This window comes from Massilia eburnea, assembly GCF_009720745.1.
GTDB lineage: Bacteria > Pseudomonadota > Gammaproteobacteria > Burkholderiales > Burkholderiaceae_D > Rugamonas > Rugamonas eburnea.
Map to the genome: position 1 here is coordinate 13,873 of NZ_WNKX01000039.1, position 15,710 is coordinate 29,582.

Consider the following 15,710-nt stretch of genomic DNA (forward strand, 5'->3'; position numbering starts at 1 on the left):
TGAATTGTGGAAACTACAAAAAGAATGAAGCATCAAACGTGCCTACGTTGTAAGTAGTTGATTATCTTAGGGTCAACTCACTTCACGCATGCGATGTGTTAAATTTTACGACAGTGAATTTTGCAATTGGGAAAATTGCTCTTTTGCCGGGAAGGGGGAAGGGATCGCGTGTGGCGGGCGAATGGGGAAAGCCTGGCTTCCGAAAGCCAGCGTGGCGCGCAATGGGAATGCAGGCGCCACGGAACGCAGCGCCTGCCCTGGGATCAGGATGAAGCTTTGATGGCGTGGCGTTCCAGCAGGTCGTACAGGGTTGGACGCGAGACGCCCAAGAGTTCCGACGCTTTGACAATATTACCCTCCACCCTGGCCAGGGCGCGCACGATTGCACGGTATTCGGCCTCGTCGCGCACCTGGCGCAGGTTGAACGGTTCTTCCTCCACCGGTGCGCCCGAGAGGCCCAGGTCGTCGGCCGTGATGGCCGGGCCGTCGGCCATGATGATGGCGCGCTTGATGCAGTTTTCCATTTCGCGCACATTGCCCGGCCAGTCGTGGTGGGCGATCTGCGCCAGCGCGTCCGGGCTGAAATGCAGGTTGGCGCGCCCTTCCTGGGCACAGAAGCGGTTCTTGAAATGCTGCGCCAGCAGCACCGCGTCGCCCTCGCGCTCGCGCAGCGGCGGAATGGTCAGCACGATTTCGGACAGGCGGTAATACAGGTCTTCGCGGAAGCGGCCGGCCTTCACCAGCTCTTTCAGGTTCTGGTGCGTCGCGCAGACGATGCGCACGTCGACCGGGATTTCCTCATGGCCGCCGACGCGCTCGATCACGCGCTCCTGCAGGAAACGCAGCAGCTTCGCCTGCAGCGCCATCGGCAGGTCGCCCACTTCGTCGAGGAAGAAGGTGCCGCCATTGGCCGCTTCCACCTTGCCCTTGGTCTGCTTGACCGCCCCGGTGAAGGCGCCCTTCTCGTAGCCGAACAGCTCCGATTCAAGCAGGGTCTCGGGAATGGCGGCGCAGTTGATCGCCATGAAGCGCTCCTTGGCGCGCGGGCTGCCCTGGTGCAGGGCGCGTGCGATCACTTCCTTGCCGGTGCCGGACTCGCCCAGCACCATGGTGGTGGCGGTGCTGGGCGCCACTTTCTCCACCTGGCGGCAGACCTTCTGCATGCCGGGGTCGCGCGAAATAATGCCGGAGAGCGGCGAGTCGGCGCCGCTTTGCTGCATGCGGCGGTTCTCCTGCTGCAGGCCGTGCAGGACGAAGGCGCGCTTGATCACCAGGGCCAGCAGTTCCGGCTCGCACGGTTTCTGGTGGAAGTCGTAGGCGCCCATGGCGATGGCTTGCACCGCGTGGCTGCGGTCCTGGTTGCCGGTCAGGACGATGACCTTGGTGTCCGGCGCCAGCGCCAGGATCTGCTGCAGCGTGGCCAGGCCTTCGGTGGCGCCGTCCGGGTCGGGCGGCAGGCCCAGGTCCATGGTGCAGACGGCCGGCTCGTGGCGGCGCAGCTGGGCCAGCGCGGCTTCGCGGTCGCCCGCCACCACCACGTCGTAGTCGTCGAAACTCCACTTCAGCTGCTTTTGCAGGCCCGGGTCGTCTTCAATGATCAGCAGTTTCGGTTTGCTCTGGCTCACAACATGTCCTTGCGCCGTCAGGCGGCTTGTTCAATGGTTTGCTGGCGGTACAGCGGCAGGCTGACCGTGAATGTGGTGCCCTGGTCCGGCGCGCTGCGCACCTGCAGCGTCCCACCGAGCTGGTGGATGTATTCCCGGCTTTCGAAGGCGCCGATGCCCATGCCGGCCGACTTGGTGGAGTCGAAAGGCTTGAACAGGCGTTCGCGCACGAATTCCTCGCTCATGCCGCAGCCGGTGTCGCTGACGTCGATCTGCACCTGCTCGCCGGCCCGGGCCAGGCGTACCGTCACCTTGCCCTCGCGCGGCGTGGCTTCGATCGCGTTCTGGATCAAATGGCCCAGCACCCGTTCCAGGCGCTCGCCCTCGGCCAGCACGCGCAAGCCCGGCTCGGCCAGCTGCAGCGTGGGCTTGGGTTCGAATGCGGCCTTGAGCGCCACGGCCTGCGCCAGCAAAGGCCCAAGTTCCTGCGGCGCGGCGCGTTCGGGCGACGCGGTACGGCTCAGTTTTTGCAGCATCAGCTTCATTTTCTGCACCGACAGGTTGACGGTTTCCATCATATCGCGTTGGAACTCCGGATTGTCGGCATGTTTTTCCGCATTGGCGGTCATCAGGGAAAGCTGGGCCACCAGGTTCTTCAAATCGTGCACCACGAAGGTGGACAGGCGGTTGAAGGAGTCGAACTGGCGCGCCAGCATCAGGGCGCTGTCGGCATCCTGCTGCGCCAGGTAGGAAGCGGCCTGGCTGCCGGCGATTTTCAGCAAGTCCAGCACTTCCCAGTTCAGCTTGACGGCGCTGCGCGCTTCCTGCAGCACCACGAAGCCGACCAGGCGTCCCTGCAGCAGCAGCGGCACCACCAGCCAGGCGCGCGGGAAGGCCAGCAGCCAGGCCGGCAGCGGCACTTCCGGGTCGTGCAAGTCGTGCGCCGCCACTTCCACCAGCCACTGCTTGCCCTCCATCAGCTGGCAGAACGGCGAATCGGCCGGCTCGCCTTCGGTCTGCGGCGCGGCGTGCCAGCTGGCCAGGGGCTCGAAGCGCTGCTCGCGCCGCAGCCACAGGGCGCCGCCCTGGCTCTGCACCAGCTCCCCCAGTGCGGAGATGCTGCGCTCGCCCAGGTTGGGTCCTGGCGCCGACAGGGTGCGCGTGAAGGCCAGCCACTCTTCGCGGTAATCGTAGTTGTAACGGTAGAAGTGCTTGCTGATGAACACTTTCAGCCAGGCGCGGAAGCTGCCCGAGAACAGCACGCCCACCAGCAGGAAGCTGGCGCCGAACAGGAAGGCCAGCTGCATCAGGCCGCCCCAGGAGCCGCCCACGAAGCGCAGGTAATAGGCGGCCATGCTCATGGCCAGCAGGTACACCGCGGAGCCGAGCAAGGCGGCCGAGTGGAAGGCGACGCGGCGCGAGACCGCCAGCTGCGCCGGCCAGGAGCGGCTGCGCAGCAGCGACACGGCCAGCAGCGGCACCGTCAGCGCGTTGACCACGCCGCGCGCGGCCCACAGTTCGGGGTCGAGCTCGCGCAGCAGCAGCATGTCGCTGAACAGGTAGAAATCGTAGGCGAACATGGCGCCCAGGCCGAGGCAGGCGAACTTGATGGCCCAGCGTACCTGCACGCTGCGGTCGCGGTACAGCTGCTCGACGAGCAGCATGCCCAGCACCGCCATGCCGAGGCGGCCCACCGCCAGCAGGTGAAAGGCCAGGCCCTGCGGCAGCAGCCAGGACAGCGGGACCGCCAAGGCCATCAGCAGGTAGACCGCGATGCTGACCTGGAAGGTGCGCGCGCTGCGCTGCCACAGGCCCAGCATGGTGAGCAGCAAGGCGGTCCAGCCGGCATTGCGCAGCCATTCTGCGCCATGCAGCACCCAGGTGGCCCACGGCACCACGGTGGCGCTGGCCATCACCACGCCCCACAGCATGGAAAAGAGCGCGGCGGCCAGCAGCCAGCGCCGGTGCGGGCGCTGGCGCCAGCCTGTCAGCAGCAACAGGCTAAATAAGAGAAACGCCAGCGCAGCGCTGGCGTAGCTGAAGGCGGTGGTGCTGGTCGGCATCAGGCCTCCATGGGCTTAACGGCCTCCCCTGAACATGACCACCTTGATGGTATCGATCAGGACCAGCACATCGAGCAGCAGGCTGTTGTTCTTGACGTAGTACAGGTCGTACTGCAGCTTCTGCAGCGCGTCTTCCACCGTATCGCCATAGCCATAGCGCACCTGGGCCCAGCCGGTGATGCCCGGCTTGATGCTGTGGCGCACATTGTAGTAAGGCACGCGCTCCGTCAATTGCTCGACGAAGTAAGGACGCTCGGGGCGCGGGCCGACGAAGGACATTTCGCCCTTCAGCACATTGAGGATCTGCGGCACTTCGTCAATGCGCAGCTTGCGGATGATATTGCCCACGCGCGTAATGCGCGGGTCGTTCCTGGAGGCCCACTGCGGCGTGCCGTTCTTTTCCGCGTTCTTGAACATGCTGCGGAATTTCAGGACACGGAACACATGGCCGTCCTTGCCCACCCGCTCCTGCGAGTAGAAGATCGGTGCGCCATCCTCGATCACGATGGCGAGCGCGGTAATGAGCATCACGGGCAGCGTCAGCACCAGCAGCGAAATGCTGGCAACCACGTCGACCGCGCGCTTCATGAAGGTCCGCATGAAGCTCTGGTCGAAGCCGCCGCCGAACACCAGCCAGGACGGCTGCAGCGATTCCACCCGGATCTGGTAGGTTTCGCGTTCGAAGAAGGTGGAAGCGTCGGTCACCTGGATGCCGTACAGCTTGCATTCCAGCAGGTCGCGGATCGGGAAGGCGCCGCCGCGGCGGTTCTGCACCGACACCACGATTTCCGATACGCGCTGCGCGTTGGCCAGGGCCACCAGCGAGCCGCCTTCCGGCAGGTGCAGCAGCTGGTTTTGCGGGACGCAGGTTTCTTCCGACGGTACCGCGACGTAGCCCGCCACGTCGTAGCGGCGGTAATTGGTTTCGCGCACGGCCAGCTCGCCGCACTCTTTGGCCATGGAACCGCCGCCCAGGAAAATGATGCGGGTCGACAGGAAATGCGTGCGCGATGTCTTCATGAACATGGCGCGCGCCAGCAGGATGCCGGTGCCGGAAATCATGAACACCAGGACCAGGATGCCGCGCCCGAAATACAGGTCGGGCGCCAGGTAAAACACCAGGGTCAGGATGCAGAAACCCATGGCGAAGGACGGCATCAATTGCAGGAAGAAGGGATTGCGCAAGCCTTCCTGGAAATTGATCTGGTACATGCCCAGCGCAGACATGCTGAACACGATAGCGGCCGCGAAAATGCAGGCCGACATGAAGAAGTGGTCGAGCTTCGGTATGGCGAACTGTTCACCGTCGAAAAAACGCAGACCAGCGCCAGCGTAGAACGAGCCAATCAGGATCAACACCTCCAGGAAGAGCAGGCTGAAGACAACCTTGGAAATGTAGTGATTGGAAATTCTTAGCATTTTTCTTCCCTCCCGCTTACTACTTGTTCTGGCCTTGAAAGCGCGCGGAGCTTTCCGGCCATGTCGCGCTCTGTTAGTGTTGCGGGGCCAGGTGGCGGACGTACCAATCCATGGCCTCTTTCAAGCCTTCGCCAATGCGGTGCGTCGGCTCGAATCCCAATAGCTCTCGCGCCTTGCTGATATCGGCCTGCGAATGGCGCACGTCGCCGGCCCGGAATCCCTTGTGTTGCGCCTGGTGCTGGCGCAGCTGCGGAAAACGCTCCTGCAGCAGCTCGCGCATCATCAGGTACAGCTGGTTGAGACTGGTGCGCTCATTGAGCGCCACGTTGTACACCTGGTTGACGGCGCCCTGCTTGTCGGCCAGGGCCGCCAGCAGGTTCGCTTGCACCACGTTGTCGATGAAGCAGAAATCGCGGCTTGTTTCACCGTCGCCGTTGATGAACAGCGGACGGTTTTCGATCAGCGCCGCCACCCATTGCGGGATTACCGCCGCATAGGCGCCGTTCGGATCCTGGCGAGGCCCGAAGACATTGAAGTAGCGCAGACCGATCGTTTCCATGCCGTAGCTGCGCGCGAAGACATCGGCATACAGCTCGTTGGCATATTTGGTGACGGCATACGGCGACAGCGGCCGGCCGATGGTGTCTTCCACTTTCGGCAGCGCCGGATGGTCGCCGTAGGTGGAACTGGATGCCGCGTAGACGAAGCGCTTCACTTTCGCGTCGCGCGCCGCTACCAGCATGTTGAGGAAGCCGGTGACATTGGTGCCGTGGCTCAGCAGGGGGTCGTCGAGCGAGCGGCTGACCGATCCCAGGGCGGCCTCGTGCAGCACGTAGTCGCTGCCGGCGCAGGCTTGCCGGCAGGTGGCCAGGTCGCGGATATCGCCCTCGATCAAGCTGAAGCGGGTCCAGGCTTCGGAGCCGACCGCTTCGTGCACCTGGTCCAGGTTGTGCTGGTAGCCGGTGGCAAAGTTATCCAGCCCCGTCACCTGCTGGCCAAGCTTGAGCAATGCCTCCACCAGGTTGGAACCGATAAAACCGGCCGCACCGGTCACCAGCCAACGGTAGCTCCGGCCGCGCAGGTGCAGCCGCACATCGTCAAACTTGCCCACGTCAAACCTCCCAGGTCGCCCTGATATTCTTTTTTTTACAGGCGCCAGACGCTGTAGCCAGCTTCTTCCAGGCCTGCCATATTAAATGCCGATTTCACGTCAATAAATACCCCGCCCGGGTTCAGCTTCGAGGACAGTTCGCCCAGCGACAGCGCCAGCAGTTCCTTGTGCGACACGGCGGCCACCAGGGCGTCCGCCTGCGGCAGGCTGCTCCAGGTTTCCAGGCGAATGCCGTATTCGTGCACCGACTCTTCGCCATCGGCCACCGGGTCGTGCACATGCACGTCCAGGCCGTACGACTTCAATTCAAACACCACGTCAGCCACTTTCGAATTGCGCAAGTCCGGGCAGTCTTCCTTGAAGGTCAGTCCCAGCACGTTCACCTTTGCGCCCTTGATGTGGCAGCCCGCCGCGATCATCTGCTTGACGGTTTTCTCGGCCACGAACTTGGCCATGCCGTCGTTGATGCGGCGCCCCGCCAGGATCACCTGCGGGTGGTAGCCGATCATGTCGGCCTTGTGGGTCAGGTAGTAAGGATCGACGCCGATGCAGTGGCCGCCAACCAGGCCGGGACGGAAAGGCAGGAAATTCCACTTGGTGCCAGCCGCCTGCAGCACTTCCAGCGTATCGATGCCGATCTTGTCGAAGATGATCGCCAGCTCGTTCATCAGCGCGATATTCAGGTCGCGCTGGGTGTTCTCGATGACCTTGGCCGCTTCCGCCACTTTCACGGAGGAGGCGCGGTACACCCCAGCAGTCACTATCGATTCATACAGTTTAGCCACTGCGTCGAGAGTTGCTGGATTATCTCCAGATACTACTTTCAGGATAGTAGTAAGCCGGTGCAGCTTGTCGCCCGGGTTGATGCGCTCGGGCGAGTAGCCGACATTGAAGTCCTGCAGCCATTTCAGGCCGGAATGCTTTTCCAGCACCGGAATGCAGACTTCCTCGGTGGCGCCAGGATAGACCGTCGATTCATAGACGACGATGGCGCCCTTCTTCATATGTTTGCCGACCGTGGTCGACGCGCCGACCAGGGGGCTGAAATCGGGCGAGTGGGCGATGTCGACCGGGGTCGGCACGGCCACCACGATGTAGTCGGCCTCGGCCAGCGCAGCCGGGTCGTAGGTCACGTGCAACTGGGTTGCCGCGCGCAACTCTTCTTCCGATACTTCACCGGTGGGATCGCAGAACTTGCGGTAATTCTCAATCTTGGACTGCGACAGGTCGAACCCAATGGTCTTGCGCTTCTTGCCGAATTCAACCGCCAGCGGCAGGCCGACATAGCCCAGGCCTACGACTGCTACAACTTTGTTGTCATCCATGTCCGGTTCCAGTAAGAATTACCTATTACAAATATATTAAGAACTATAGCCCAGGCGCGCCACCACTTCAATGCTCAGTTTTACAATCTGGCGCAGGAATACGACGGTTTCTCGTAGGAAATTGTTAAATTATCCAAACAAACTGGTAATTATTTATCAAGTCTATTGTCTTTATGACATATCTTGGCATTTTACTACGGCGCCGGCCAATTGTCACACATGCGTCTCGCTTTGGGCCGAATGCGCAACACTCGGGACCGCCAGCCCGTTGAGTACTCGCAGCAAGGCGCGCGCCTGAACATCCGGAGCAAAATCGCGCAGGGCGCGCTCCCGCCCCGCTGCACCCAAGCGGCGGCGCAAGGCCGGATCGCGCAGCTGCTGCAAACCCTGCCGCCATTCCTGGGCGTTGCGGGCGAACAGACCGTTGATGCCGTGCTCGAGCACTTCCTCGTAGGCTGGGATCGGTGTGCTCAACACTGCCAAGCCGGCCCCCATCTTCAAGGTCAGGCGGTTGGCCGATTTCAGCTGCCAGTCCGGGATGCCGCGCCCATTACCCGCCGCGGTATCGATCGGCAGGATGGCGAAGTCGGCCCGCTGCAAGGCCAGCGCCACGGTGGCCGGGCTCCAGCGCAGGCGGCGCACGCGCGGGTGGCAGAGGAAGGCCGCAGCGCGCAGGCGGGCCCGCCAGCCGCGGCAATTCAGCACCAGCCGCACGGCCTGCTTCAGGCGCTCGAGGCGCTGTGTACTGTCCGGATAACGGCCCACCACGTCCACCGCCAGCCACGGCGGCGGCAGGCCAATCTGAGGCAGGCTGCTCAGGGCGCTCGACGTGACAAGTACGGCGCGCAAGGGCAGCAGCATGCCGCCGCGCCGCTGGCGGGTGCCTTCGCAGACTACGCTCGTGTCTTCCAGGCCGTCGCAGACTACCTCGATGCGCGGCTGCAGGTGCTGCGGATACAGCGAGCGGAGAAAGGATGAAATCACGACGGTGCGGTCGCACGCAGCAGCCATCTCGGTCCCGATGCGGTCGCACACGCAATAGACGGTGCGTACGCCGGCAACGCCCAGCTGGCGCGCCAGCGCTACGGCAGAGGGACCCGCCACCTTCTGGAACAGGATCACGTCATAGCCGCGCAGCGCCTCCAGCGACAGGGCCGAGAGATCCGGGCATTCGCTGTCGGCCAGCGGCGCCGGCTGGAATACGATGTCGCATTGCCAGCCGGCGGCGCGCAGGAAAGGCAACATATTGAGCACGGCAATACGCGTACTCGGCTGTGGCAAGCTGGCATTGGAAGCCAGGATCAGGCCAAGCTTCATGCCACATTCCTTGGTACGGCTTGCAAACAGAACTGGTAAGTCAGCAGTTCGCGCACGGGCGCCAGGCGCTTGACCGCCGGCGGCAGCCGGTTCAGCCAGCGGTTCAGACGCCCCCCGCCCTGGTCACCCAGGCGCAAGGCATAACTTGCCTGGCGCACCTCCAGTTGCTGGCTAGCCAGCATGGCATGGGCGTCGGCCAGCGTGTACCAGCGCAGGTGGGTGCGGTCGAAGATGCCGCGGTCACGCTGCGGGAAGCGGCCATTGAGATAGATGGCGTAGAGCGCCGACAAATGGCGGATATTCGGCAGGCTCAGCACCACGCAGCCGTCCGGCTGCAGGCGTGCGCGCAGCGCCGCCAGCGTGGCCGCCGGGTTGGGCAAATGCTCGAGGACGTCGGCCAGCACGATGCAATCGAACTGCTCGCCGGGAAAGGCTTGCGCCCAATCCATATCGCTGACATCGGCGCACAGGACCGCGTCGAGCTGCTGCTGCGCCTGCGCCGCAAACTGCGGATCCAGTTCCACGCCCCATACCTGCCGGCCAGGCTGTGCGCGCCGCAAGCTGGCGCCCAGCGCCCCATTGCTGCAGCCGACATCAAGCACGCGCCGCGCCGTGGGCGGCACCAAGGCGAAAACGTCTGGTCGCGGCGTGGTATATGCTGCCTCTCGGCCCAGTTGCTCCATTGCTGGCTCCGGCAACAGTGAAAGTGCTTACATTGCCTTAAAAATGTCAAAAGTGCAAATTTTCCGCTACAATGCGTGTTGCACTTCCATAGGGACCTTCCTTGACCGACATCAACAAGCATATCGCACGTGGTGCCGCCTGGATGGTGGCGTTCAAGCTTATCGACCGCGGCCTGGGCTTGGTCAGCACTGTGGTTTTAGCGCGACTGCTGCTGCCGGCCGACTTCGGCCTGGTGGCGATGGCCACGGTCATTATTGCCGCATTGCAGCTACTGATCGCCTTCAGCTTCGATGTGCCGCTGATCCAGAATCCCAACGCTGGGCGCGCGCAATTCGACACGGCCTGGACCATCAATGTGCTGTTCGGCCTGGCTGCCGCGGGCGTGTTGGGCTTGCTCAGTTATCCTGCCGCCAGCTTTTACAGCGAACCACGGCTGGCCCACGTGATCCACGTTCTGGCGCTCAGCTTTGCGATCCAGGCCTTGGGCAATATCGGCCCGGTCGCCTTCCGCCGCGAAATGCGCTTCGACCAGGAATTCCGCTTCCTGCTGGCCAAGCGCCTGGCGCTGCTGTGCGTTACGATTCCGCTGGCGTTCTGGCTGCGCAGCTACTGGGCGCTGGTGCTGGGCCAGTTGCTCGGCGCCGTGCTCGGCGTGCTGCTGTCCTACTACGCCAGCAGCTACCGCCCGCGCTTTTCGCTGGCGGCGAAAGGCGAGCTGTTCCACGCCTCCAAATGGCTGATGCTGAACAACCTCACGACATTCCTGAATGGGCGTGCGGCGGAATTCCTGATCGGCCGCGTGCTGGGCGCGCGCGCGCTGGGCACCTATACCATCAGTTTCGAAATTTCGACGCTGCCCACCACGGAACTGGTTGCGCCGATCAACCGCGCCGCCTTCCCCGGCTATGCGCGGGTCGCCAGCGAAATCAGCCAGTTGCGCAGCAGTTTCCTGACCGTGGTCGGCATGATTGCGCTGATCTCCCTGCCCGCCGCCCTCGGTATTGTGGCCGTGGCCGACCTGATGGTCCCGGCCGTGCTGGGCCAGCAATGGATGGCGGCCGTGCCGCTGATCCAGGTACTGGCCATCTTCGGCGCAATCCAGGCCCTGCAAACGAATATCAGCTATATCTACCTGGCGACGGGCCGCATGCACATGATCGCCTACCTGGGCGGAACCCAATTTATCCTGCTGCTGGCCTGCATGTTGCCTTTCCTGCGCTGGTGGGGTGTGCAAGGTGCAGCCTGGGCTTACCTGGCGTCGGTCATTGTGATGATTCCGGTCAACCAAGTGCTGCTGGCGCGCTGCCTTAGCCTTGGCGCCGCCGACTTCCTGCGCTGCCTCTGGCGCCCGCTTGCCGCCGCGCTGGTCATGCTGGCAGTCGTGCTGGCCGCCAAACGCAGCGTGGTCTTGCCGGCCAGTGGCGGCGCCTACCTGACTGCCTTGCTCGCTTGCTGCGCCTTGGGCGCCTGCATCTTTACCGCGGTCCTATGGCTGCTTTGGCGCCAGTCCGGCTCTCCGGACGGGCCGGAACAAGTCATGTGGGAGCGATTGCAAGCGGCGCGGCGCCGCCTGCGCCGCCTGGCCTAAGCCAGCGGCGCCACTTGTCCCCTCAGCCTTAGCGCCACAGTCTGGCCCAGCGGCGCTGGCATGTCGCGCCGCGCCGCAATTTCCTTCAGCTTGAAGACGGCGATCGCTTGCGCCACCCATTCGGCCTGGCGCGCCAGGCTGTTGGCGGCCGCGGCAGCCTGTTCGACCAGGGCCGCGTTCTGCTGGGTGATGTCATCGATATGTACCACCGCCTGGTTGACCTGGCCGATGCCGCGGCTCTGCTCCTGGGTGGCATGGTGGATTTCATCCATGACGCGCGTCACGCGGCCGACTGATTCAATCACTTCGCTCATGGTGGCGCCGGCGTTATTGGTCAATTTGGCGCCGGCGTCGACCTTGGCGATCGAGCTGTCGATCAATTGCTTGACTTCCTTGGCAGCGGTGGCCGAGCGCTGGGCCAGGCTGCGCACCTCGGTGGCCACGACAGCAAAACCCTTGCCGTGCTCGCCGGCCCTGGCCGCTTCGACCGCGGCGTTGAGGGCCAGGATATTGGTCTGGAAGGCAATGCCATCGATCATGCCGATGATGTCGAGGATCTTGCGCGAGGACTGGCTGATATCGTCCATGGTCTGCACCACCTGCGACACGATGTTGCCGCCGGCCGCCGCCACGCTGGACGCCTGGCCGGCCAGCTCGTTGGCGCTGTGCACGCTGGCCGCGCTTTGCTGCACATTGCTGGTCAGCTGCTCCATGCTGGCGGCGGTTTGCTGCAGGCTCGACGCCTGCGATTCGGTGCGGCCCGACAGGTCCAGGTTGCCGCTGGCGATTTCGCTGGTCGCGGTCTGGATCTCGTCGAAGTTGCTGCGCACGTCACCGATGATGCTGTGCAGGTTGACGTTGGTCTGGCGCAGCGCAGCCAGCAACTGGCCCATTTCATTGTCGGCGCCGATATCAATGACGCCGGTCAGGTCGCCGCCCGCCATCTTGCGCGCAAAACTGGTGGCCTGGCGCAGCGGCTGGATGATGGCGCGGTGCAGCGAGTACCAGAAGTACAGGGCAGCGGCGATGAACCCCGCACTGGTCAGGGTGAGCCAGAGCGGCGCACCGGCGACGGCGCCCGAGACAGCGAGGAAGACCAGCAGGCTGGTAAGCGCGCCCATGCCGATGCCGATATGCCGTGCCAGCGAAATATCGCGCAGTTTGCCGATCCAGTTCTGCAAGCCGCGCTGGCGCAGGCGGCCACGCTCGATACGCAGGTGGCGCGGATTGCCCTCACGGATTTCGCGGTATAGCTGGTCGGCCTGCGACACTTGTTCGCGGCTGGGCTTGGTACGCACCGACATATAGCCGACCGGGCGGCCGGCCTCGATCACCGGCGTGACATTCGCGTACACCCAGTAAAAGTCGCCGTTCTTGCAGCGGTTCTTCACCATGCCGCTCCAGGGCATGCCGGCCTTGATGGTGGCCCACAGGTCGGCGAAGGCTTCGACCGGCATGTCGGGATGGCGCAGGATGTTTTGCGGGGCGCCGATCAGTTCGTCTTCGGTGAAGCCGCTGACCTCAATGAAATAAGGGTTGGCATAGGTGATCTTGCCCTTCAGGTCGGTCGTCGAGACAATGGTCTTACCGTCGTCCAGAATGAACTCCTGGTTGGTGACAGGGGTGTTGAGGCGCATGGCGGTGCTCCTGTTCAGTTTTTTGGGGGAAAGGATTTCGCACGAACCGGGGGCTTGGGGTCCGCATGGCCGGATGGGACGCGGGGAGGGGCGTCCGCTGCCATATCATGTTGAAGTATAGGAACTAGATTCGCTGAGGAAACTCACCAAAAGTTACAATAGGAAAAATCAATCGGCCTCTGTGGCTGTTCATCCATACTTGTGCCGGTAAGCCTGCTCCAGCAAGCGCCAGCCGGTCCGGTAGAAAGGCGAACTCAGGGGCCCGTGCTGGAATCCACGCACACTGCACTGGCGTCCGGTAAAGCCGACGGTACGGAAACTATCGCGATGTCGCTCGAGGAATTGACATAGGCGGCGGAAACGCTCAACCACAACCGGGTCGCGCCGCGTCTTGGCCCGGTTGAGCAACTCGGAATTGTGCAATAGCAGGACAAAGGCTTGCCGGCCCTGCTGCCACGCTTGCCACAGCAAGCCTTCCATTTCTGCGGAAGAACAACACGTCAGCTGGGCATGCTGCAGGCGGCGCCCATCGCGAAAGACCGTCATCGGATATTCATCGATGCCCGAGCAATGCACGGGATCGGTCAGCAGGGTGCCAGGCATGACGCCGCTGTCGGGCCCAAGCAAGGTGGCGTTATAGCTGCTGTCAAATTGCAGTCCATTGGCAGCCAGCGCATGCAGGGTGTCGTGGTTGAAGCCGAAGCTGCCGGCACGGAAGGCGTTGATCGCGCCGGATCCTGCCTGGCGCAGCATAGCTTTGCCCTTTTGAATCAGGATTGCCTGGTCGGCGCGGGAAAAATGGCGAAGGTGCTGGCGTTTGCCCGCGATATCGGGCAGCAGCGGCTCGAGCGCTTCATCGACCCATTCGGTATGCATGTGCAATTGCACTTCGTGCCCGGCCTCCCTGATTATGCCGACGATTTCCGCCAGCGGCTGCAGGCCGAAGCGGGCGGCGAACAATGGTTCAACGAAGAACACAGCGGCCAGGCCATGGCCGGACAATACCTCCAGCTGGTAGGGCAAGCCATAACCGCCGGCTGCGGTGGGGCCGTGGATATAGCGCCGGAAGGCGTCGGGAAAACGGACGTCGAGATCGCGCCAGCCATCGCACCAGATTTCGACATCGACTGTAATCACTACATCAAGCTTGCTCTGACACGAGCGCATGATGGCTCCGATCACACGGGGGCAGGGTTTTCAGTCTGCCCCCGGGGCGAGGCTGGCGATTTGCGCTGCATCAGCAAGGAAGCAACTGCGCGGCGAATTTCTGGATAAATGCTAACCTTGTGGAAAGAGACTTGCTGGAAGAAACCAATGCTTAAACCCGCCAAGCGCCTTGCCAAGGCCCTGATCGACTCACTCCCCCATGGCAAGAGCGCCCATCCGCCCAAGAGTGCACAGCACACCGTCAGCCGTGCCGAACTGGTGGCTGGACTGGAAAGGCTCGGCATCGCCAGGGGCGACGCAGTCTTTGTCCATTCTTCGCTGAAAAGCCTGGGCCATGTGGAGGGCGGCGCGCGTGCCCTTGTGCAAGCCTTGCAGGAAGCGGTAGGCCCGGAGGGGACGCTGGTGGTGCCCACTTATTACATGCCGGGCGCTACCATCCGCGCCACCTGCCGCATGACTGATTATGTGTTCGATGTGCGCTCCCACGGCACCAATATCGGCCGCCTGCCGAAAGCCTTCCTCGACATCCCCGGCAATCATCGCAGCGTGCACCCGACCCACTCCGTCTCGGCCTGGGGCCGCCACGCCGCCTTCCTGACTGAAGCCCACCACCGGGCGCCATCGATTTTTGGCGAGGGTTCGCCATGGCAGCGCTTTATCGGCCTGGAGCAGGCCAAAGTACTGGGCCTGGGCATATCGATGGGGCCAGTCACCTTCTACCATATGCTGGAAGACGCCATGGGCGAGGCCTTTCCAGTGCATGTCTGGGCCGAGGACAACTACCGTTTGCCCTGCATCGACCAGGCCGGCAAGTTGTGCGAAGTACCGGTGAGGCCCTTCGACCCGGACCTTGTTCCGCAACGTATCGACCATCGCTCGCGCGACGATTTGCGCGCCTACTTCCTGGAGGAATTCAGGCGCGCCGGCCTGCTGCATCAAGGCCAGGTTGGCGAGGCGCGCTCATGGTGGATCCCGGCACGCGGCTTCTTTGAGCACCTGCAACTGCTGGCCAGCCAGAACTTGACGATCTATTCCACTCCGGAGCAACTCGCAGCCCGGCCGCATGGCGCCGGCGCCAACTCCCCCCGCCGCATCAACAGTTAGGCCCCTTCATCGCTACCCCGCATGTCTGAAGCAAGGCCGACGGCAATCGCCTTCGGCGGCATTTGCCAATGTTTCCATAGTCGACAAATTGCTAAAGCCTATTTGTTTTCAATAGGTTAATGTGCAATATCTGTTGTATTTTAATACTTTTAGTTTCCCATAACGCACTAGACTACCAGTGGTTAAACGGCGATCCGCACTTTCCCGACTGGGAGTGAACTGTGGAAAATTCCGACATTCCGCACGGTAGCGCGCCAGAGGCGGAAAAATTTAATCTTCGGTGCTGGCGTCCAGGTCGGCCAAGAGGCAACTTGCGGCGACCGGCACCCCTGAACGGCATGGTCATCAAATACCAAACCAACCAAACGATGGGGAAATTGAACTGCTGACGCTGTGGACGGTTTTTCCATTAGCCGCTAAAAAGAAGCCGTCCCCATAACCCGCGCGTGAAGCAGCGGCTTAGGGAGACGGATTTTTTTATTAAGGAGGGAACATGGGCTTCGCTAGGTCCTAGATCCTTTTACCCTGCTGAATTAGAAGCATCAGCTCATCCTGCAACAATGCTGTGCGTTTGCTAGCTGAATTGACCCTATCAGTTTGACCCGCCCGCCATACCCTCGCGAACGCCGCGACCCGGTCGTAAGACCCTTCAAAGCCTAACTCCCTTAGTTCTTCATGAAGCTGCTTCAAA

The 15,710-nt window shown here is 62.7% G+C and carries 12 protein-coding genes; 2 read left to right on the forward strand and 10 right to left on the reverse strand.

Features of this window, described 5'->3' with window-relative positions; all coding sequences use genetic code 11:
* Positions 1 to 263 precede the first annotated feature (263 nt).
* From prsR to GM658_RS27175, 7 genes are all read right to left on the reverse strand, one after another.
* Positions 264 to 1,625: a PEP-CTERM-box response regulator transcription factor gene (prsR, locus tag GM658_RS27145; RefSeq protein ID WP_170299010.1), complete on the reverse strand. Its 1,362-nt coding sequence runs from the start codon at positions 1,623 to 1,625 to the stop codon at positions 264 to 266.
* Positions 1,626 to 1,642: 17 nt separating this feature from the next.
* On the reverse strand, positions 1,643 to 3,667 hold the full coding sequence (gene prsK, locus GM658_RS27150; RefSeq protein ID WP_155457240.1) for an XrtA/PEP-CTERM system histidine kinase PrsK: 2,025 nt from the start codon (positions 3,665 to 3,667) through the stop codon (positions 1,643 to 1,645).
* A gap of 15 nt (positions 3,668 to 3,682) precedes the next feature.
* Positions 3,683 to 5,086, reverse strand: a complete 1,404-nt coding sequence (locus GM658_RS27155; RefSeq protein WP_155457241.1) for a TIGR03013 family XrtA/PEP-CTERM system glycosyltransferase — start codon at positions 5,084 to 5,086, stop codon at positions 3,683 to 3,685.
* A gap of 73 nt (positions 5,087 to 5,159) precedes the next feature.
* Positions 5,160 to 6,197, reverse strand: a complete 1,038-nt coding sequence (locus GM658_RS27160; RefSeq protein WP_170299011.1) for an SDR family oxidoreductase — start codon at positions 6,195 to 6,197, stop codon at positions 5,160 to 5,162.
* Between the two features lie 35 nt (positions 6,198 to 6,232).
* On the reverse strand, positions 6,233 to 7,522 hold the full coding sequence (locus GM658_RS27165; RefSeq protein ID WP_155457242.1) for a nucleotide sugar dehydrogenase: 1,290 nt from the start codon (positions 7,520 to 7,522) through the stop codon (positions 6,233 to 6,235).
* Positions 7,523 to 7,735: 213 nt separating this feature from the next.
* The gene (locus GM658_RS27170) at positions 7,736 to 8,839 is read right to left on the reverse strand and encodes a glycosyltransferase family protein (protein ID WP_155457243.1); all 1,104 of its coding nucleotides are present in this window, start codon (positions 8,837 to 8,839) and stop codon (positions 7,736 to 7,738) included.
* Positions 8,836 to 9,522, reverse strand: a complete 687-nt coding sequence (locus tag GM658_RS27175; RefSeq protein WP_155457244.1) for a class I SAM-dependent methyltransferase — start codon at positions 9,520 to 9,522, stop codon at positions 8,836 to 8,838. Before GM658_RS27175 ends, GM658_RS27170 begins: the two co-directional genes overlap by 4 nt.
* A gap of 101 nt (positions 9,523 to 9,623) precedes the next feature.
* Here GM658_RS27175 and GM658_RS27180 point away from each other — a divergent pair, with 101 nt between their 5' ends.
* Positions 9,624 to 11,111 (forward strand): lipopolysaccharide biosynthesis protein, encoded by a 1,488-nt coding sequence (locus tag GM658_RS27180; RefSeq protein ID WP_155457245.1) that lies wholly within the window; start codon positions 9,624 to 9,626, stop codon positions 11,109 to 11,111.
* On the opposite strand, the gene GM658_RS27185 is transcribed toward GM658_RS27180, so the two are convergent.
* Together GM658_RS27185 and GM658_RS27190 are read right to left on the reverse strand one after the other, a co-directional pair.
* Positions 11,108 to 12,748, reverse strand: a complete 1,641-nt coding sequence (locus GM658_RS27185) for a methyl-accepting chemotaxis protein (RefSeq protein WP_155457246.1) — start codon at positions 12,746 to 12,748, stop codon at positions 11,108 to 11,110. The genes GM658_RS27180 and GM658_RS27185 overlap by 4 nt on opposite strands.
* Before the next feature lie 189 nt (positions 12,749 to 12,937).
* Positions 12,938 to 13,915 (reverse strand): polysaccharide deacetylase family protein, encoded by a 978-nt coding sequence (locus GM658_RS27190; protein ID WP_155457247.1) that lies wholly within the window; start codon positions 13,913 to 13,915, stop codon positions 12,938 to 12,940.
* A gap of 147 nt (positions 13,916 to 14,062) precedes the next feature.
* On the opposite strand from GM658_RS27190, the gene GM658_RS27195 reads away from it, so the two are divergent.
* On the forward strand, positions 14,063 to 15,019 hold the full coding sequence (locus GM658_RS27195; protein WP_170299012.1) for an AAC(3) family N-acetyltransferase: 957 nt from the start codon (positions 14,063 to 14,065) through the stop codon (positions 15,017 to 15,019).
* Positions 15,020 to 15,529: 510 nt separating this feature from the next.
* Here the strand turns inward: GM658_RS27195 and GM658_RS29140 are convergent.
* Positions 15,530 to 15,710 (reverse strand): hypothetical protein (locus tag GM658_RS29140; RefSeq protein ID WP_211841951.1); only part of this gene is annotated, 181 nt, incomplete at its 5' end.